At 73.4% G+C, this 18,090-nt stretch carries 17 protein-coding genes; 13 read left to right on the forward strand and 4 right to left on the reverse strand.

From position 1 onward, the window contains the following. Window positions 1-2 precede the first annotated feature (2 nt). Complete coding sequence (locus tag ACPYO4_RS04870) at window positions 3-776, reverse strand: IclR family transcriptional regulator (RefSeq protein WP_425708090.1); 774 nt, start codon at window positions 774-776, stop codon at window positions 3-5. 127 nt (window positions 777-903) lie between these two features. On the opposite strand from ACPYO4_RS04870, the gene ACPYO4_RS04875 reads away from it, so the two are divergent. From ACPYO4_RS04875 to ACPYO4_RS04915, 9 genes are all read left to right on the forward strand, one after another. After that, complete coding sequence (locus ACPYO4_RS04875; protein WP_425708091.1) at window positions 904-2,184, forward strand: FAD-dependent monooxygenase; 1,281 nt, start codon at window positions 904-906, stop codon at window positions 2,182-2,184. A 27-nt stretch (window positions 2,185-2,211) separates the two neighbouring features. Then, window positions 2,212-3,321, forward strand: a complete 1,110-nt coding sequence (locus ACPYO4_RS04880; RefSeq protein ID WP_425708092.1) for a cupin domain-containing protein — start codon at window positions 2,212-2,214, stop codon at window positions 3,319-3,321. After that, entirely contained in the window at window positions 3,318-4,136 is an 819-nt protein-coding gene (locus tag ACPYO4_RS04885; protein WP_425708093.1) for a fumarylacetoacetate hydrolase family protein, read from the forward strand. Before ACPYO4_RS04880 ends, ACPYO4_RS04885 begins: the two co-directional genes overlap by 4 nt. Beyond that, complete coding sequence (locus ACPYO4_RS04890; protein WP_425708094.1) at window positions 4,133-4,906, forward strand: maleylpyruvate isomerase family mycothiol-dependent enzyme; 774 nt, start codon at window positions 4,133-4,135, stop codon at window positions 4,904-4,906. The genes ACPYO4_RS04885 and ACPYO4_RS04890 overlap by 4 nt, the downstream gene beginning before the upstream one ends. Window positions 4,907-4,984: 78 nt before the next feature. Continuing rightward, the gene (locus tag ACPYO4_RS04895) at window positions 4,985-5,392 is read left to right on the forward strand and encodes a universal stress protein (RefSeq protein WP_425708095.1); all 408 of its coding nucleotides are present in this window, start codon (window positions 4,985-4,987) and stop codon (window positions 5,390-5,392) included. 217 nt (window positions 5,393-5,609) lie between these two features. After that, window positions 5,610-6,437, forward strand: coding sequence for an ABC transporter permease (locus tag ACPYO4_RS04900; protein ID WP_425708096.1), 828 nt, complete (start codon window positions 5,610-5,612; stop codon window positions 6,435-6,437). After that, a complete protein-coding gene (locus tag ACPYO4_RS04905; RefSeq protein ID WP_425708097.1) occupies window positions 6,437-7,315 on the forward strand; it encodes an ABC transporter permease in 879 nt (292 codons plus the stop codon). The genes ACPYO4_RS04900 and ACPYO4_RS04905 overlap by 1 nt, the downstream gene beginning before the upstream one ends. Next, the gene (locus ACPYO4_RS04910; RefSeq protein WP_425708098.1) at window positions 7,315-8,271 is read left to right on the forward strand and encodes an ABC transporter ATP-binding protein; all 957 of its coding nucleotides are present in this window, start codon (window positions 7,315-7,317) and stop codon (window positions 8,269-8,271) included. The genes ACPYO4_RS04905 and ACPYO4_RS04910 overlap by 1 nt, the downstream gene beginning before the upstream one ends. Before the next feature lie 33 nt (window positions 8,272-8,304). Continuing rightward, the gene (locus tag ACPYO4_RS04915) at window positions 8,305-9,588 is read left to right on the forward strand and encodes an MFS transporter (RefSeq protein ID WP_425708099.1); all 1,284 of its coding nucleotides are present in this window, start codon (window positions 8,305-8,307) and stop codon (window positions 9,586-9,588) included. 10 nt (window positions 9,589-9,598) lie between these two features. Here the strand turns inward: ACPYO4_RS04915 and ACPYO4_RS04920 are convergent, their stop codons facing one another. The 3 genes from ACPYO4_RS04920 to ACPYO4_RS04930 form a co-directional block, all read right to left on the reverse strand. Continuing rightward, a complete protein-coding gene (locus ACPYO4_RS04920; protein ID WP_425708100.1) occupies window positions 9,599-10,594 on the reverse strand; it encodes a DUF4031 domain-containing protein in 996 nt (331 codons plus the stop codon). Window positions 10,595-10,716: 122 nt separating this feature from the next. Next, the gene (locus ACPYO4_RS04925) at window positions 10,717-11,007 is read right to left on the reverse strand and encodes a WXG100 family type VII secretion target (protein WP_425708101.1); all 291 of its coding nucleotides are present in this window, start codon (window positions 11,005-11,007) and stop codon (window positions 10,717-10,719) included. Between the two features lie 135 nt (window positions 11,008-11,142). Beyond that, on the reverse strand, window positions 11,143-12,270 hold the full coding sequence (locus ACPYO4_RS04930) for an HD domain-containing protein (protein ID WP_425708102.1): 1,128 nt from the start codon (window positions 12,268-12,270) through the stop codon (window positions 11,143-11,145). A gap of 223 nt (window positions 12,271-12,493) precedes the next feature. Here ACPYO4_RS04930 and ACPYO4_RS04935 point away from each other — a divergent pair, with 223 nt between their 5' ends. From ACPYO4_RS04935 to ACPYO4_RS04950, 4 genes are read left to right on the forward strand one after another with little or no spacing between them, the layout of a single operon-like run. Then, window positions 12,494-14,764 carry an HAD-IB family phosphatase gene (locus ACPYO4_RS04935; RefSeq protein WP_425708103.1) on the forward strand — a complete coding sequence of 757 codons (2,271 nt, stop codon included), beginning with the start codon at window positions 12,494-12,496 and terminating at the stop codon, window positions 14,762-14,764. Beyond that, window positions 14,761-15,540 carry an SDR family NAD(P)-dependent oxidoreductase gene (locus ACPYO4_RS04940; RefSeq protein WP_425708104.1) on the forward strand — a complete coding sequence of 260 codons (780 nt, stop codon included), beginning with the start codon at window positions 14,761-14,763 and terminating at the stop codon, window positions 15,538-15,540. Before ACPYO4_RS04935 ends, ACPYO4_RS04940 begins: the two co-directional genes overlap by 4 nt. Continuing rightward, window positions 15,537-16,391 carry a lysophospholipid acyltransferase family protein gene (locus tag ACPYO4_RS04945; RefSeq protein WP_425708105.1) on the forward strand — a complete coding sequence of 285 codons (855 nt, stop codon included), beginning with the start codon at window positions 15,537-15,539 and terminating at the stop codon, window positions 16,389-16,391. Before ACPYO4_RS04940 ends, ACPYO4_RS04945 begins: the two co-directional genes overlap by 4 nt. After that, entirely contained in the window at window positions 16,388-18,079 is a 1,692-nt protein-coding gene (locus ACPYO4_RS04950; protein WP_425708106.1) for an FAD-binding oxidoreductase, read from the forward strand. The genes ACPYO4_RS04945 and ACPYO4_RS04950 overlap by 4 nt, the downstream gene beginning before the upstream one ends. Window positions 18,080-18,090: the final 11 nt, after the last annotated feature.

An 18,090-nucleotide genomic window follows, 5' to 3' on the forward strand; every position in this document is an offset into this window, starting at 1 on the left:
TCTCAGCCCGCGGCGTCGCCCGCGAGTGCCGTCCGGGCGCGATCGGCCACGGCGACGACGGCCGTGGCGAGTCGCGCGGTGAGCTCGGGCGTGGCGCGCACGCTCGGCATCGACATGGTGAGGGCGACGTGCTGACCGGCGACCCGGCCGATCGAGGCGCCGATCGCCGTCACACCGGACTCGGACTCGTTCTCGTTGAGGCCGTAGCGCCGGTGGCGGATCCGGGCGACCTCCTGCTCGAGGTCCGCCACCCGTACCCGCGACCGCGGTCCGGCCCCGCCGTCAGGGCCGAGGAGGGCGCGGACGTCCTCGATATCCAGCTCGGCGAGCATCGCCTTGCCGCCCGACGTGGTCCAGGCCGGCATCGTCATCCCGGTGCGGGAGGTCACGCGCAGCCCCTGCGCTGACTCGACGCCGTCGACGAACGTCACCTCCGCGCCGCTGCGCACCAGCACGTGACAGGTCTCCCCGCACGTCTCGAGCAGCTGGTCGAGGAACGGCCGCACCACCTCGGCCACCGTGCCGCCGCGGCGGCTGATGCCGGGGGCGAGCAGCGCCGGTCCGGCGTCGTAGCGGCGGTCGGCGAGCTGGACCACGTAGTCGCGCGCGGCGAGCGTGGCGAGCAGCCGGTGGGTGGTCGACGGGGCGACCCCGATCCCCCGGGCGAGCTCGACCACGCCGAGCGGACCGTTCGTGCCCAGGGTGCCGAGCAGCCTGAGGGCACGGTCGACCGACTCGACGACGGCCGGCGCAGCCGACGCGTTGTTCCGTTCCATGGAATCACCCTAGACGGGTCTTGCGACTAATGGAATACGCGGTCTATGGTCCCCGTAGGCTGACGTTCGTCGGCGCAGATGTAGCGCGCACCCGTGCGTGCGACACGGCTTCAACGAGGAGGCGCGCATGAGCGACCACCGCAGTTCCGAGAACCCGCCCCGCACACGGGTCGTCGTCGTCGGGGGCGGGATCGGCGGCATGGCCACGGCACTCATGCTCGGCCGCGCCGGGGTGAGCGTGACGGTGCTCGAGCAGGCCCCGGAGTTCGGGGAGGTCGGCGCCGGGATCCAGCTCGCCCCCAACATCACGCGCATGCTCGACGAGGTCGGCGTGCTCGAGCACATCCTGCCCCTCGCCGTCGTGCCGAACCGGCTCGTCTTCCGCAACGCGGTCTCCGGCGCCGAGCTCACGCACCTCGACCTCGCCGACGCCCGCGCCCGGTACGGCGGGCCCTACATCGTCCTGCACCGCAGCGACCTGCACTTCGCGCTGGTGGACGCGGCACGTGCGCTCGACACCGTCGCCCTGCACACGAGCGCCGCGGTCGACCACGTCGAGCACGACGAGCACGGTGCGACGGCGGTGACGACCGACGGGCGCCGGTTCACCGGCGACGTGCTCGTGGGCGCCGACGGCGTGCGCTCTGTGGTGCGCGGTCTGCTCAGCGACGACGAGCCCGTCCCGTCGGGCTACGTCGCCTACCGCGGCGCCGTGCCCCTCGACGACGCCCCCGCGCACCTCGCGCTCGACGACGTCAACGTCTGGCTGGGCCCGGGGTGCCACCTCGTGCAGTACCCCGTGCGTGCCGGCGAGCTCTACAACCAGGTCGCGGTCTTCCGCAGCCAGGAGTACCTCGACGGCAAGGAGGACTGGGGGACGCCCGAGGAGCTCGACGCGACCTATGCCGACCTCGCGGAGCCCGTGAGCGGCGCGATCCCCTCGCTCGGCCGGGTCAACCGGTGGCCGATGTCGGACCGCGAGCCGTTACGACGGTGGACGACCGGACGCGTGACCCTCCTGGGCGACGCCGCCCACGCGATGCTGCAGTACCTCGCGCAGGGAGCCGGGCAGTCGCTCCTCGACGGCGCCTCGCTCACGCGTCACCTCGCCGCGATCGAGGGGGAGTGGACGGGCGACGCCGTGGCCGCCGCGCTCGCCGCCTACGAGTCCGACCGGGTCGCCGCTGCGGGGGCGACCCAGACGGTCGGCCGAGTGTGGGGCGACATCTGGCACGTCGAGGACCCGGTCGCCGTGCTCCTGCGCGACCACGCCTTCAGCAACCGCGAGATCACCGACTACTCGCTCGTCGACTGGCTGTACGGCCCCGTCGTCGGCGAGGACGACGTGCCGCCGCCGCCCCTGCCCGCCGCCTACCCGGACAGCGACACCGCGCCGACGGGCGCCTGAGAGACCGACCAGCGAAGGAGACCTGTCATGACCATCGAGCAGCAGGACCACGCCTCGACCGAGAACGCCATGGCCCCGGAGGACACGCCGGAGCTGCGTCAGCTGTACGCGGACTTCGAGAAGGAGAACCTCATCCCGCTGTGGACGCAGCTGGACGAGCTCATGCCGATGCACCCGGCCCCGAAGGCCGTGCCGCACGTGTGGCGGTGGAGCAACCTGCTCCCGCTCGCGCAGCGCTCGGGCGACCTCGTGCCCGTGGGGCGCGGCGGCGAGCGGCGCGCGATCGCCCTGTCCAACCCCGGCCTGCCGGGCAACGCCTACATCTCGCCGACCCTGTGGGCGGCGATCCAGTACCTCGGCCCCAAGGAGACGGCGCCCGAGCACCGGCACTCCCAGAACGCGTTCCGGTTCGTCGTCGAGGGCGAGGGGGTGTGGACCGTCGTCAACGGTGATCCCGTGCGCATGTCGCGCGGGGACTTCCTGCTCACCCCGGGCTGGAACTTCCACGGGCACCACAACGAGACCGACCAGCCGATGGCCTGGATCGACGGACTGGACATCCCGTTCTCGCACTACACCGACGTCGGCTTCTTCGAGTTCGGCTCCGAGCGGGTCACGGACTACGCGACGCCGAACTTCTCGCGCGGCGAGCGCCTGTGGACCCACCCGGGCCTGCGCCCGCTGTCGGGCCTGCAGGACACCGTGTCCTCCCCGATCGGCGCCTACCGCTGGGAGCACACCGACCGGGCGCTCACCGAGCAGCTCCTGCTGGAGTCCGAGGGGCAGCCGGCCACGGTCGAGCAGGGCCACGCGGCGATCCGCTACGTCAACCCGACCACCGGCGGCGACGTCATGCCGACCATCCGCGCCGAGTTCCACCGCCTCCGCGCGGGCGCGGTCACCCAGGGCCGCCGAGAGGTCGGCTCGACGGTGTTCCAGGTGTTCGAGGGCACCGGCCAGGTCGTGCTCGACGGCACGGAGCACTCCCTGGCCACGGGGGACATGTTCGTCGTCCCGTCCTGGGTGGAGTGGTCGCTGCAGGCGGAGTCGCGGTTCGACCTCTTCCGGTTCTCGGACGCGCCGATCATGGAGCGCCTGCACTTCGCCCGCACCAAGCTCGAGGGGGGTGCCCGATGAGGCTCGCCACGCTGCGCCGCGGGGGCGGGACGTTCGTCGCCCGGGTCGAGGGCGACGTCGGCATCGAGGTTCCCGGCTACGGGGACGTCGCCCACCTCCTGCGCGGGGGCGGGCTCGCCGAGGCCGCCACCGCCGACGGGGAGCGCCACGACCTCACCGGCGCCGACCTCGCCGCGGTCGTCACCACGCCGGGCAAGGTCGTGTGCGTCGGGCTGAACTACCGCAACCACATCCTCGAGATGGGTCGCGACCTCCCGGAGTACCCGACCCTGTTCACGAAGTACGCCGACGCGCTGATCGGCCCCTACGACGACATCGTCCTGCCGACCGAGTCGCCGGCGGTGGACTGGGAGGGCGAGCTCGCCGTCGTCGTCGGCACGCCCGTGCGGCGGGTCGACGAGGAGGAGGCGGCCGCGGCCATCGCCGGCTACACGGTGGCCAACGACATCACGATGCGCGACTGGCAGTACCGCACCACCCAGTGGTTCCAGGGCAAGGCCTGGGAGGCCTCGACGCCGGTGGGCCCGCACCTCGTCACGCCCGACGAGCTCACCGCGGGAGCCGAGCTGGTCACCCGCCTCGACGGCCGCGAGATGCAGCGCACCCCGGTCGACGACCTCGTGTTCGGCCCCGCCGCGCTGATCTCCTACATCTCGACGATCTTCACGCTGAACCCGGGCGACCTCGTCCTCACCGGCACCCCCGGCGGCGTCGGCCACGCCCGCAAGCCCGGTGTGTACATCGAGGCCGGCCAGCGGGTCACCGTGACGATCGACGGCGTCGGCGAGGTCGCCAACCAGGCGGTGCGTGCATGACCACCCCCTACGACGAGGCCGCCCTCCAGGAGCTCAGGGAGCGCCAGGGCTCCGGCGCCCGCTACGACGCCGAGGAGGCCCCGAAGCAGGAGCTGGGCTGGGCCAGGTCCGGCACCGCGTACTTCCTGCGCAAGCTGCGCGAGCTGACCGACGACGAGCTGGACGGCCCGAGCCTGCTCGGCTGGACCCGGCGCGAGCTGATCGCGCACGTGGGCTACAACGCGCGCGCCCTCACCCGGTTGACGGAGTGGGCCCGCACCGGCGTCGAGACGCCGATGTACGCCCCGGGGCAGCGCGACGCCGAGATCGAGCTCGGCGCCACCCTGCCGCCGGTCGCGCTGCGCCACCTCATCGACCACTCCGCCGTGCACCTGAACGTGGAGTGGCGCGACCTCACGGACGAGCAGTGGGACCACGAGGTCGTCACCGCCCAGGGCCGGACGGTCCCGGTGCGGGAGACCGCCTGGATGCGTACGCGCGAGGTCTGGATCCACGCCGTCGATCTCGACAACCACGGGTCCTACCGCGACTTCCCGCCGGAGCTGCTCGACCGCCTCTCCGGGGACGTCCTCGCGGTGTGGGATCGCAAGGGGACCACCCCCGACGTCGTGCTGGACCCGACCGACCGGCCCGGGCAGACCGTGGTCGGCGCGGGCGGCCGCCGGGTCGCCGGCGCCCAGGCCGACCTCGTGCGGTGGGTGACCGGACGCGGCGCGCTGCGCCTGGACGCCGAGGGCGACCAGGTCCCGGAGCTGCCCCCGTGGCTGTAGTGCACACGGCGCGTTCGTATGATGTGACGAGCCTCGGCGAAGTCGCCGGGCACAGGCCCCAGCGAGAGGAGTCCGCCCATGTCGATCGTCGTGGGATACGTACCGACCCCGGAGGGGCGCTCCGCCCTGCGACGTGCGGCTGCCGAGGCGAAGCTGCGTCAGTCCAAGCTCATCGTCGTCAACTCCCAGCACGGCGGGCGAACGTGGGACCCGGAGGAGTCCGTCCGGTTCGAGGACGACCTCGCCCGGGTGCGCACGGAGCTCGAGGCGGAGGGTGTGGACCACGAGCTGCGCACGCTCATCAGGGGACAGGACCCGGCCGACGACCTCGTCGAGGTCGCGAGCCAGGAGAACGCCGACTTCATCGTCATCGGCCTGCGCCGACGTTCGCAGGTGGGCAAGCTCCTGCTCGGGTCCAACGCCCAGCAGATCCTCATGAAGGCCGACGTCCCCGTGCTCGCGGTCAAGGGCGCGCCCACGGACTGACGCCCCCGGGCGGCCGGCGCGAGGGGGCGTACGACGGCATCCGGTCGGCGGGCGGGCGTGCGTGCCCGAACCGCTACAGTCGGCCGGGCCGATCACGCTCGGCAGTTCCACGAACGAAGGAGTTCATTCGCATGCGTGCCATCCCCTCGCGGAACGCCGGGGCCCTGACCGGCCCCGTGCGGCCCGTACGTCCCCCCGGTGGAAGGGGTGATCGATCATGACGGTCGTCGTCCCCGCCTCCGTGAAGCCGGCCCGACGACGCAAGGCGCGCGCGGCGCGCGAGAAGCGGATGCTCGGTGTTGCCGGGATCCTGCTGGTCATCGCCCTGGCCGAGCTCCTCCCGCGCACCGGGGTGGTCAACCCCCGGTTCCTGCCGCCGTTCTCGGAGTGGATCTCCTCGTTGGCCGAGCGCGTCCAGGGCGGCGAGTTCTGGTTCGCGCTGGGCGACACCCTGGTGACCTGGTTCCTCGGGCTGGCGATCGCGATGGTCGCGGGCACGGTGCTGGGGATGGTCATCGGCTCGATGCAGATCGTCAAGGACCTCACGCAGTCCACGATCGAGTTCCTCCGGCCGATCCCGTCCGTGGCGCTGATCCCGCTGGTCGTGCTCACGCTCGGCACGGACCGGCCCTCGACGCTGCTCCTGGTGGTCTACGCGTCGTTCTGGCAGGTGCTCCTGCAGGTGATGTACGGGGCCCAGGACGTCGACCCGGTCGCCCGTGACACGGCGCGGTCGTACAGGTTCCGGTGGTGGGTCCAGGCCTACCAGGTCGTGTGGCCCACCGCGCTGCCCTACGTCGTCACCGGATTCCGGCTGGCCGCGTCCGTGGCGCTGATCCTCACGATCACCGGTGAGCTGATCATCGGCACGCCGGGCCTGGGCAAGCTCATCTCGGTCGCGCAGCAGTCCGGGGCGGTGGCGTCGATGTACGGGCTGATCCTGGTCACCGGGCTCCTCGGGGTCTGCGTCAACCTGCTGGCCCGGGCGGTCGAGAAGCGGCTGCTCTTCTGGCACACCTCGGTCCGACGGGAGGCGAACGGCTGATGACCACGACACCTGACGTGAGCACCGGCGCCCCGATGGGGGCCTCGGCACCGACCCCGCCGGCCAGGCGGCGGAAGAAGAAGGGTCGGCCGCTGTGGCTGAAGATCGTCATCGCGCTCGCGCTGCCGATCGCTCTCATCGCCGCCTGGTGGTTCCTCTCCGCGGGCTCCACGAACCCGTTCTTCCCGTCCCTGGAACGCATCATCAGCGAGTTCCGGCCGACGTGGCTCGACGAGCGCGGCACCGGTCGGCGCATCTTCACCGACGTGATCCCCTCGGTCGAGCGACTGCTCATCGGCTACGGGTTCGCCGTCGTCGTGGGCATCCTGCTGGGCATGATGATCGGGTCCTCGCCGAGGCTGCGGGCGTTCCTCGAGCCCACGCTGGAGTTCTTCCGGGCTATCCCGCCGCCGGTGCTGGTCCCGGTCCTCATGCTGTTCCTGGGCATCCGGGACCCGATGAAGATCTTCGTCATCGCGATGGGCTGCATGTGGCCGATCCTGCTCAACACCATCGAGGGCGTGCGCGGCGTGGACGAGCTGCTGCGTGACACCTCCCGCGTCTACCGGCTGCGGCCGCAGACGCGGATCGCCACGCTGCTCCTGCGCGGTGCGAGCCCGCAGATCATGGCCGGGGCACGGCAGGCGCTGTCGATCGGGATCATCCTCATGGTGATCTCGGAGATGTTCGCCGCGAACAACGGCCTCGGCTTCACCATCGTGCAGTTCCAGCGGAGCTTCGCGATCCCCCAGATGTGGACCGGCATCATCCTGCTCGGAGTCGTCGGCGTCATCCTGTCCCTGATCTTCCGTGTCGTCGAGCACTTCGTGCTGTCCTGGTACACCGGCCTGCGCCGGGCCCAGCGAGGAGGTAACTGATGTCCACCCACCGCGCCGAACGCGGCACCGAGATCCTCACGGTGACCAACCTCAACAAGGTCTACGGCTCCGGCCCCGACGCCAACGAGGCGATCCGTGACATCTCCTTCTCGCTCAAGGCCGGCGAGATGGTCTGCATCGTCGGCCCGTCGGGCGCCGGCAAGACCACGCTCCTGCGGTCGATCGCAGGACTCCTGCCGCCCACCAGCGGGAACCTGGTCATGGAGGGCGACACGATCAACGCCCCGCCCAAGGGCATGGCGGTCGTCTTCCAGGAGTACGCGCGCTCGCTGTTCCCGTGGCTGACGGTCTACAAGAACGTCGAGCTGCCGCTCAAGGAGCGGGGGATGCCCAAGGCGGAGCGCAAGGAGAAGGTCACCGCGGCCCTGGAGGCGGTCGGCCTGTCCGACGTGCCCCACTCCTACCCGTGGCAGCTCTCCGGCGGCATGCAGCAGCGCGTCGCCATCGCGCGCGCCGTGGCCTACGAGCCGCACGTGCTGCTGATGGACGAGCCGTTCGCGGCCGTGGACGCGCAGACCCGCGCCGACCTGGAGGACCTGGTCCGCGAGCTGTGGAGCAGGCTGGGCATGTCGCTGCTGTTCGTCACGCACGACATCGACGAGTCGATCTACCTCGGCCAGCGTGTCCTGGTGCTCTCCCACCGGCCCACGATCATCCTCGAGGACGTCGTGGTCGACCTGCCCGACGAGCGTTCCCAGCTGGTCACCCGCAACGACCCGCGCTTCGCCGAGCTGCGCACGCACGTGCACACGCTCGTCCAGAAGGCCAAGAACGGGTACCGGGGCGAGGGGCAGGAGTACATCTACGCCGAGGGCCGCACCGCGGACCAGCAGGCCGCTGCCGACGCCGAGGCGCACGGGCACGGCACGACAGGGGGTCGTGGGGGCGCCCCGGCGAGCGTCCTCCCCGACGGTCCGGGCGCCACAGGGTTCTGACGGTATGGAACCCGCCACCGTGAACGTCGCCGGGTGAAGCCCCGGGACCGCTCCAGCCGCAGGCCCGCCCCCTCCGGGGCGGGCCTCGGTCTGTTCGTCGCCGCGGTCCTCGTCATCGGGCTCAACCAGCGCCCGGCGATCACGTCGATCCCGCCGGTCCAGGACCGGGTGGCGGCCGACCTCGGCATGGGACCTGCGCTCACCGGCGCCCTGACGTCCGTCCCGCTGGTGTGCTTCGCCCTTGTCGGGCTCGTCGTCCCGGCCCTCGTCCGCCGGTTCGGCACCGACCGGACGATGCTCGGCGGGCTGGTACTTCTCGCGGTCGCGGCTGCCGTCCGACCGTGGAGCGGCGTCGTGCTGCTGTTCGCCGGCACCGTCGCGGTCGGAGCCGCGATCACCGTGGCCAACGTGCTGCAGCCGGTGGTGGTCCGTCGCGACGCGTCCGCCCGGGTCGGCACGCTCATGCCGCTCTCGACCGCCTCGCTGTCGCTGGGCGCGGCACTCTCCTCGCTCGTGGCCGTCGACGCCGAGCAGCTGCTCGGGTGGCGGACCACGCTGGCCGTGGTGGCGGTGCCGGCGCTGCTGGCCACGGTGCTGTGGCTGCTGCGCATGCGTGCCGCACGGGCGGACCGCGGGGGAGGCGCGGACAGCGCGGGGGCAGCGCTCGACGTGCTGCCGCGTGCGGTGCCGGCGGCCGGCGCCCGGCGGCGAACGCCCTGGGCCGAGGGCTCCGCCTGGTGGCTCGCGGCGTACTTCGGGGCCCAGTCCGCGCTCTTCTACGTGGCGGCCGCGTGGCTGCCCGCGATCCTCGCCGACCGGGCGGGGGCCACCCGGGCCGAGGGCGGGGTCGCGCTCAGCATCTTCTTCCTGGTCGGGATCGTCGGGTCGCTCACCAGCCCGCTGATCGCCCGGGCGCTCGGGAGCTACCGGCGGGTCTCGCCCCTCCCGGGGGCGATGTGGATCCTCGCCTCGCTGGGGCTGCTGCTCGCGCCCCAGCTCTGGCCGCTGTGGGTGGTGATCGCCGGAACCGGCCAGGGGGTCGGCATCAGCACCGCGCTCACCCTCGTCGCGGTACGGCCGGTCGACGCCGACCACGGCCGGAGCGTGTCCGCCATGGTCCAGTCCGTCGCCTACGCGCTCGCTGCCCTCGGCCCGATCGCCCTGGGCGCGATCTTCGGACTCTCCGGCGACTGGCTCCCCGGCAGCCTGGTCATCCTCGGGATCGCCGTCGCCCTCGTGGCCATGGGCCTGCCGGCGGCCGCGCCGCACCCGTTGGGTCTGCCCCGCGGGCACCGGACGGACGACTCGGGTACCTAGGAGCGGCTACCTAGGTGCCGGGTCGCCGGCCGAGCCGGTCCAGCTCGGCGGCGACGTTGTGCCTGGCGCGCTCCTCCCACCGCGCACGTCCTTCCGGGGTCGCGAAGATCGTCCCGCGTCCGGTCAGCGCGGTGAGGACCGCCGACCGGCCGGAGGCGAACGCCTCGTCGGGGACGTGCGCGTACTCGGCGCGCACGTCGCGCGCGTACCGCTCGTAGCGCACGGGTGACGACGCGAGGATCGCCAGGTCCGCGTCGCCGAGCAGGGCGGCGTCGCGGTCGGTCCCGTCGTGCTCCGCCGTCGTGAGGACGAGGCGGGCGACCTCGTCGGCGAGGTCGCCCGAGCCGGTCGGGTCGATCGCGGGCGAGGCGAGCGCGGCCCGGGCGAGCTCGGCGGACGCGCGCTCGTCGTCGGGGGTGCGGCCCTCGTGCACGGCGTCGTGGAACCACGCGGCCAGCTCGACGGCCACGGTGATCTCGGCCCCGTCCGCGGCGAGCTCGTCGAGGTCGAGGAGGACGGCCTCCAGGTGCCGGAGGTCGTGATAGCGGCGGTGCGGCTCCTGCCAGCGCTCGAGGAGGTCGCTGCCGAGATCCCGCCACGCCGCGTCGGTGCCGGCGGCCGTCGATGAACCGTCGGTGGGCGCGGCGTCCTCGTCCTCGGTGGCCGACCGCCGCGCCAGGGCCGAGCCGAGCCGAGCCCACCGCGTGGCGAGCTCCTCGGCGCGCCGGGCGTGCCGCTCGTCCTCCCGGCGCACCCGGCGGACCCGCAGTCCGGACCGAGCGAGCCTCGTGACCAGTGTGCGACGGTCGACGTGCTTCGCCCCGGCGGCCACGAGCCGATCCAGCGCGCTCGCCGGCACGTCGTAGTGGTCGAGGTCGAAGGAGCGCGGCGGAAGGCCCTGGTTGCGTGCGAACTCGTGCAGCTCCTCGAGCGAGGTGTCCGAGACGAGGTGCGCCCAGGTCATCCCATGGGCGGGCCACAACGGGTCGTCCACGAGCAGCGCCATGGCCCGATGCTAGGTGCCCACGCCCGTCGGGCGGACTGGTGGGCCCGGCCGCCGGCCGGGCCCTGGCGCTGCGGCCGTGCTCTGCCGCGTCGGTCAGGGCGCGCGGGCCCTGACGCGCCGCGTCACACGGCGAACATGCCGTGAGCCGCCGACTCCGCCTCGTCGTATCCCCGGGCCGCCGAGTCGAGCGCGAGCGAGATCTGGTCGAGATTGGCCTCGACCTGCGACTGCACGGTGCGCCACTGGTCGGCGCACGTGCCGAACGCGACGGACGCCCCGCCGGTCCACGTGCTCTGCAGCGCCACCAGGTGCGCCATCATCGCCGCGACCTCTCCGCGCACCGAGCTCGCCGTCGTCCGTACCTGCGCGGCCGCCGTGGCGACCTCGCCGCTGTCGACCTGGAACCGTGCCATGACTACCCCCGTCCCGGCCCCGCCCGCTGCGGGACCACGCGGGCGACGCTACGAGCGCCGCGCGACGGCCGTGCCGGTCGGGCCGCGACCTGTGGGCAACGAGGGGCCGGACAGGCCTGTGGGGACGGCGCCGGGTCAGCGCCTGCGACGACCGGGGGCATCGTCGGGGCCGCGTTCCATCCCCGAGCGCGCGGCGAGGTCGTTCTCGTCCTCGTCCTCGTGCACACGGCGCGGGCCGGTCCCCGGCCCGGGACCGCCGCGGGTCCGGGGCCGGGCGAGGATCTCGTCCGGCCCCATCTCGAGGGTCGACGTCGGCGTCGGTCCGGTCGCATGCACCGGACCGGGCGGGGGCGTCGGTCCGGTCGCGTGCGCCGGGTCGGGTCCGGGCGCCGGCCCTGGCGTGGGCACCAGCTCGGGTCCGGACGCGGGACCGGCAGCGACCACGGGCGCAGAGCCCGGCGGGGGGACCGGAGCGTGATGGAACGTGCCCGGACGGTGCCGGACCGGGGGCACCGGCCCGGGGCCGCCTGCGGCGGCCTCCGCCGTGGACAGGTCTCCCTCGGGGCCCGAGCCGCCGAGTCCGTCGAGCTCGGCGCGCAGGATCGCGCGCTCGGAGGAGAGGTTCTCCCGTGCCGCGTCCTCCCAGTCGGCCGCCAGCGGGCTGCCGAAGATGCGGCGCCGGTCGAGCAGGGTCTCGACGATCGCCAGGCGTGCCTGGAGGTAGTGCCGGGCGGGGATGTGCGCGTACTCGGCCCGCACCGTCTGCCGGTAGGCCTTGTACTCCTGCGGCCGTTTCGCCAGCACCGCCAGGTGGGCGTCGGCCAGGGCGAGCTGGTCGATGTCCCGCCGGTCGACCTCGTGCCCGCGCAGGTGAGCCACGAGCTCGGCGACCCGGTCCGCCAGGTCGCGCGGCACGCCGAGGCGCACCAGCTCGGTCCGGGCCACCTCGGCGGACGCGACCTCGTCCTCGCCGGCCGCCCGTCGGTACGCGTGCTCCTCCGCGACCGAGAACACCACCCCGTGGTACCAGGCGGCGAGCCGCACGACGTCGGGGTGGTGCGTCTCCTCGGCGAGCTCGTCGACCATCTTGAGCACGAACGTGAGGTGGCGCAGGCCGTGGTGGTGTCGTCCGGGGGCCGCCCACCGCTGAAGCAGGTCCCGGGCGTGGGCCTCGAGGTCGGCGGGCCCGGCGGTCGCTCCCACGGCGGTGGCGCTGCGCACGAACGCGGCCGGGAGCCACTGGGGAGCGTCGGTGACGCCCATGGGTGCAGCCTTCTCTCCGGTCGGGTACCTCGTGCACGGACGGTGCGGTCCGCGCGGACGATGCTAGTCACGCCCGCACCCGGTGCGGGCCCGCGTTCGCTCCAGGTCGTGCGGACGGCGCGTCGGGCTGCCGCCTCGCGACGTCCGGGCGGCGCCGGGCGACGAGAGCCACCCGACGTCCCCTCGGCCCGACGGCACCGCCGGCGGCCAGTAGAGTGCCAGCGTGACTGAACCGTTGGACGGGGCCCACGTCCTCATCACCGGCGCGACCGGATTCGTCGGCCAGGCCGTGCTCGAGAGACTCCTCTCGGGGTACCCGACCACGCGTATGACGCTGCTCGTGCGCGCGCGCGGAGAGATCAGCGGGGCCGAGCGCATCCGCCGGCTCACCCGCAAGCCGGTGTTCGCCTCCTGGCGGGAGAGCGTGGGGGCCGAGGGCGTGGAGCAGGCGCTCGCCGAGCGGGTCGCCGTCGTCGAGGGTGACCTCGGCAGCGTCCCGGACCTGCCGGGCGACCTCGACGTCGTCGTGCACTCCGCCTCGACCGTCTCGTTCGACCTGCCGATCGACGAGGCGTTCGCCTCGAACGTCGCCGGCCCGGTCGCGCTCTACGACGCGATCGCCGCATCGGGCTCCGACCCGCACGTCGTGCACGTCTCCACCTCCTACGTCGCCGGCCTGCGCAAGGGGGTCTCGGAGGAGACGTCCCTCGAGCACGACGTCGACTGGCGGGCCGAGCTGGACGCCTCCCGCGTGGCCCGCACGCGCGCCGACCACGCCTCGCGCGACGCCGACCGGCTCGCCGAGGTCCTCAAGCGGGCGACCAGGGAGCACGGACGGGCCGGCGCGCAGGCGGTCTCGGCCGCCGCCGAGGAGGCGCGCGAGGACTCCGTGCGTGACGAGCTCGTCGCCGCGGGCCGGAACCGCGCCCTGACGCTCGGATGGCCGGACGTCTACACGTTCACCAAGGCGCTCGGGGAGCGGGTGGCCGAGACCCGGTGGGGCGCGGAGCACCGCCTGTCCGTCGTGCGCCCCACCATCATCGAGTCCGCCTTCCGGCACCCCTACCCGGGCTGGATCGACGGCTTCAAGGTCGCCGACCCGCTCATCGCCGCCTACGGGCGCGGGCTGCTGCCGGAGTTCCCGGCGCTCGCCGACACCGTCCTCGACGTCATCCCGGTGGACTTCGTCGTCGGGGCCATCCTCGCGGCGGCTGCGGCGCCCCCGGAGCGGGGCGCGCCCGCGTACTACCAGGTGGGCTCCGGCCTGACGAACCCCCTGCGGTTCGGCCGCCTGTACAGCCTGGTGCGCGAGTACTTCCAGGACCACCCGCTCTCCGACGCCGAGGGTGAGCAGGTCACGGTCCCCACCTGGTCGTTCCCGCACGGACGGGCCGTCGAGCGCGGCCTCGGCCGCCGCGAGCGCCTCGTCCAGCTCGCCGACCGCGCGGTCTCCGCGCTGCCCGGCTCCCCGCGGTCGCGCAGCTGGTCCTCGACCCTGTACAAGGCCGGCCGCGACCTGCGCACGTTGCGCAAGTTCACCGAGCTCTACCAGCCCTACACGCAGACCGAGGTGATCTTCGACGACCGCCGCACGCGCGAGCTGCACCACTCGCTGCCCGAGGAGCGGCGGGCCGAGCACGGGTTCGACGTCGCCGCGATCGACTGGCAGGTGTACCTCCAGGAGGTGCACATCCCGAACGTGCCCGGCCTCATGCGCGAGCGCCGCGCGGCGTCGCAGGGCGTGCGCCCGACCGCCGGTGCGGACCTCGCCCGGCGTGAGGACGTCGTCGCCGTGTTCGACCTGCAGCGGACGATCGCCCGCTCGACGCCGGTCGAGCACCTCCTGTGGGCCGAGCTCACCGCGAAGTCCCCGGGCTCCTGGCCCCGCTCGGTCCTCGAGGTGGTCTCGAAGGCCCCGGGCTTCCTCACCGCCGACCGGCACGACCGCGGCGAGTTCATCCGCTCGGTGATGCGCCGCTACGAGGGCGTGCCCGACGCGCGGATGCGGGCGCTCGTCCAGGAGCGACTCGCCCCGTCGCTGCGCGCCAACCTGCACTCCGAGGCGCTCGCCCGCATCGCCGAGCACCGCGCCGCGGGCCACCGCACCGTGCTGGTCACCGGCGAGATCGACGTGTTCGTCGAGCCCCTGCACGACCTGTTCGACCACATCGTCGCCGGTCGCATGGAGGTCGACGACGACGGACGCTGGACCGGGCACCTCGAGGTCTCTCCGCTCGTGGGCGAGACACGGGCCGCCTGGCTCCACCGCACGGCGCGCGAGCACGGCTGGGACCTGTCGGGCTCCTTCGCGTACGGCGACGCCTACGCCGACCGCCCGTGGCTCGAGGTCGTGGGCAACCCCACCGCGGTCAACCCCGACGCCGCGCTGTACGCGTTCGCGCGGGCCCGGCGCTGGCCGGTGGTCAGCTGGACCGGCACCGCCGAGTCCCGGCTCGCGCCGGTGTGGCGCGCCGTGCGGGGGACGCGGTCGTGACGGCCCGGCTCCGCGGGCGCGCGCTCGTCACCGGCGGAACGTCCGGCATCGGGCTCGCCTTCGCCCGCCGGCTCGCGCTGCGCGGCCTGGACCTCGTCCTCGTCGCCCGCGACGAGGGCCGCCTCGGGACCATCGCGGCGGAGCTCGGGGCGCTCGGCGTCGACGTCGAGACGATGGTCGCCGACCTGTCCACCCGCGAGGGCTCCGACGCCGTGTGCGGCCGCCTCGCCGACGAGGACCGACCGGTCGAGGTCTACGTCGCCAACGCCGGCCACGGCCTGTACACGCCGCTCGCGGCCGAGGACACGGCACCGCACCACGCCGCGATCGACCTCATGGTCCGGGCCGTCCTGGACACCGGTGCCGCCGCCGCACGCGCCATGACCGCGCGTGGCCACGGCGTGATCATCCCCATCGGCTCGATCTCCGGCATGATCGCCACCGGCCACTACTCCGCCATCAAGGCGTGGACCAACAGCTGGGCCGAGTCGCTGGCCACCGAGCTCGAGGGCACCGGCGTCACCGTCACGTGCGTGCTGCCCGGGTGGGTGCGCACCGAGTTCCACCAGCGGGCCGGGATGTCGACGGGGAAGATCCCGGACGCCCTGTGGCTCGACCCCGACCAGGTCGTCGTCGAGTCGCTCGACGCCGCCGAGCAGGGCGACTACCGCGTGGTGCCGTCGCTGCGCTACAAGGTCATCGCCTTCGCGGCGGAGCGCGGGCCCAAGGCCGCCGTGCGGGCGGTCTCCCGCATCATCCAGGGAGGCAGACGATGAGCGCAGCACCGATGCACCGCGCGGACGACGGGGACGCCGCCGCGCCGGCGCCGACCACCCGCCAGCACGCCCACCAGGCGGCGCTCGCCGCGCGCAAGGCCGCGAGCCGGCTCGTCGACGCCGCCGGCGAGAGCCTGCTGCAGTACACCTCGGGCTTCTGGCGCGCCGGCCGGGTCGTCGCCCAGAAGGGGCCGCTCAACGCGCTCCTGCACACGGTGACGCGCATCGACGTCGTCGGCCGCGAGAACCTGCAGGGCGTGCGGGGGCCGTTCGTCGTCGCCCCGAACCACAGCTCCCACCTCGACGCCGCCGTCATCCACGCGACCATGCCCTGGCAGCACGCGGGCCGGGTCGCCACCGCCGCCGCCGGCGACACGTTCTACACCAGGCGGCTCACCCGGGTCCTCACGGCACTGTTCTTCAACACCTACCCGGTGGACCGTTCCGGCAACCGCCGCAAGGCCGGCCTGTCCGCACGCCTCGTCGACGCCGGCGTCCCGCTGCTCATCTTCCCCGAGGGCACCCGGTCGCGGACCGGCGAGATGGCCCGGTTCAAGCCGGGCGTCGCCGCGCTGTGCGTCACGCGCCGCATCCCTTGCATACCGGTGGCGCTCATCGGCTTCCACGAGGCGATGCCCGTGGGGCAGTCCTTCGTCTCCCGCGGCCGGCCGCACCTCAAGGTCGTGATCGGCCGGCCGCTGCGTCCGCGCCGTGGCGAGCGCATCCGGGAGTTCAACGAGCGCATCCAGGCGCAGGTGGCCGCCATGTACCGGGCGCGGACCCCGGACGTCGTCGTCGCCCGCGGGACCGGAACCGTCGGCCGCAGGAACGGCCAGGAGGAGGCATCATGACCGAGGTCCAGCACCAGAAGTGGTGGGGATGGGGAGTCGAGGGTGTGACGTTCACCCACGACAACAAGCCGAACTTCGCCCCCTTCGTGCTGGACAAGGTCGGCCTCGACCTCTCCCTGGGCGGCACGCCGCCGCCCCGCTTCGAGGACCTCGAGGTGCCCGCCCCGCGCCTGCCGGACGCCCTCGCGGACGAGCTGCGCGCCGCCGTCGGGGAGACCCACGTCGTCACCGGCGACATGGAGCGGGTCGTCCACACCTATGGCAAGGGCATCTCGGACCTCGTCCGGGTCCGCGCGGGCGACCTCCCGCGGGTGCCCGACGTCGTCGTGTACCCCGGCGACGAGGACGAGGTGCGCGCCGTCGTCGACCTCGCTGACGCGGCCGACGCGGTGATCATCCCGTTCGGCGGCGGGTCCAACATCTCGGGCTCGCTCACGCCCGAGCCGGGCGAGACCCGGCCGGTCGTCTCGCTCGACATGGGGCGGATGAACAAGGTCCTCGAGATCGACGAGACCTCCGGCCTGGCCCGCGTCCAGGCCGGCGTCCTCGGCCCGGACCTGGAGGAGCAGCTCGGGGCCCGGGGCTGGACGTCCGGGCACCAGCCCGACTCGTTCCGCCACTCCACGCTCGGCGGGTGGGTCGCCACCCGCAGCTCCGGCATGCAGTCCGACCGGTACGGCGACATCGCCGACATCACCCGCGGGCTGCGCTCGGTGCTCCCGGGCCGGGTCGTCTCGCTGCGACCGCTGCCGTCGACGTCGACCGGCCCGTCGGTGCGCGAGATGATCATCGGCTCCGAGGGGCGGCTCGGCGTCATCACCGAGGTGTGGATCCACGTCCACCGGCTCCCCGAGAAGCGCCTGGTCGTCGCCTACCTGTACCAGAGCTGGGGCTCGGCGCTGGAGGCCATGCGCGAGATCTCGACCTCGGACGTGCACCCCTCGATCACCCGCGTCTCCGACCCGGCCGAGACCCAGTTCTCGCTGTCCACGCAGAAGGCGCAGACCGGGATCAAGGGCAAGATCTCCACCGGCATCTTCGACCTGCTGGCCAGGCGCGGCTGGGACCTCGACCAGGTCTGCCTCAGCTACGTCGGGTACGAGGGCTCCCCGAAGCACGTCGCCTACCAGCGCAGGGCCGTCGGGAGGATCGTCGGCCGGCACGGGGGCATCCCGCTCGGGACGGGCCCGGGGGCGCTGTATGACCAGAAGAAGTTCGACACCCCCTACATCCGCGACTTCCTCCTCGACATGGGGGCGCTCGCCGACGTCTCCGAGACCGCGGCGCCCTGGGCCAGGCTGCGCGGCATCTACGAGCGCACCGTCACCGCCGCGCGCGCGACCTACGACGCCCTCGGCGTGCGCGGATACATCATGTGCCACCTCTCGCACAGCTACCACTCGGGTGCGTGCCTGTACTTCACGTTCGCCTTCCCGGCCGACGACGCCGACGGCGCCGCGCCCCCGCTCGAGCAGTACTGGCAGCTGAAGTCCGCGATCCAGCAGTCGTTCATCGACGGCGGCGGCACCCTGTCCCACCACCACGGTGTGGGAACGGACCACGCGCCCTGGATGGAGGCCGACATCTCCGAGGCGGGCGTCGAGCTCATGGTGGGCCTGCTCGGGTCGGCCGACCCGCACCGCCGGCTCAACCCGGGCACGCTGCTCCCCGCGCACCGCGAGTGGTGACGGACGCCCCG

It is taken from the genome of Georgenia sp. Z1491, from assembly GCF_049856175.1.
Lineage (GTDB): Bacteria > Actinomycetota > Actinomycetes > Actinomycetales > Actinomycetaceae > JB111.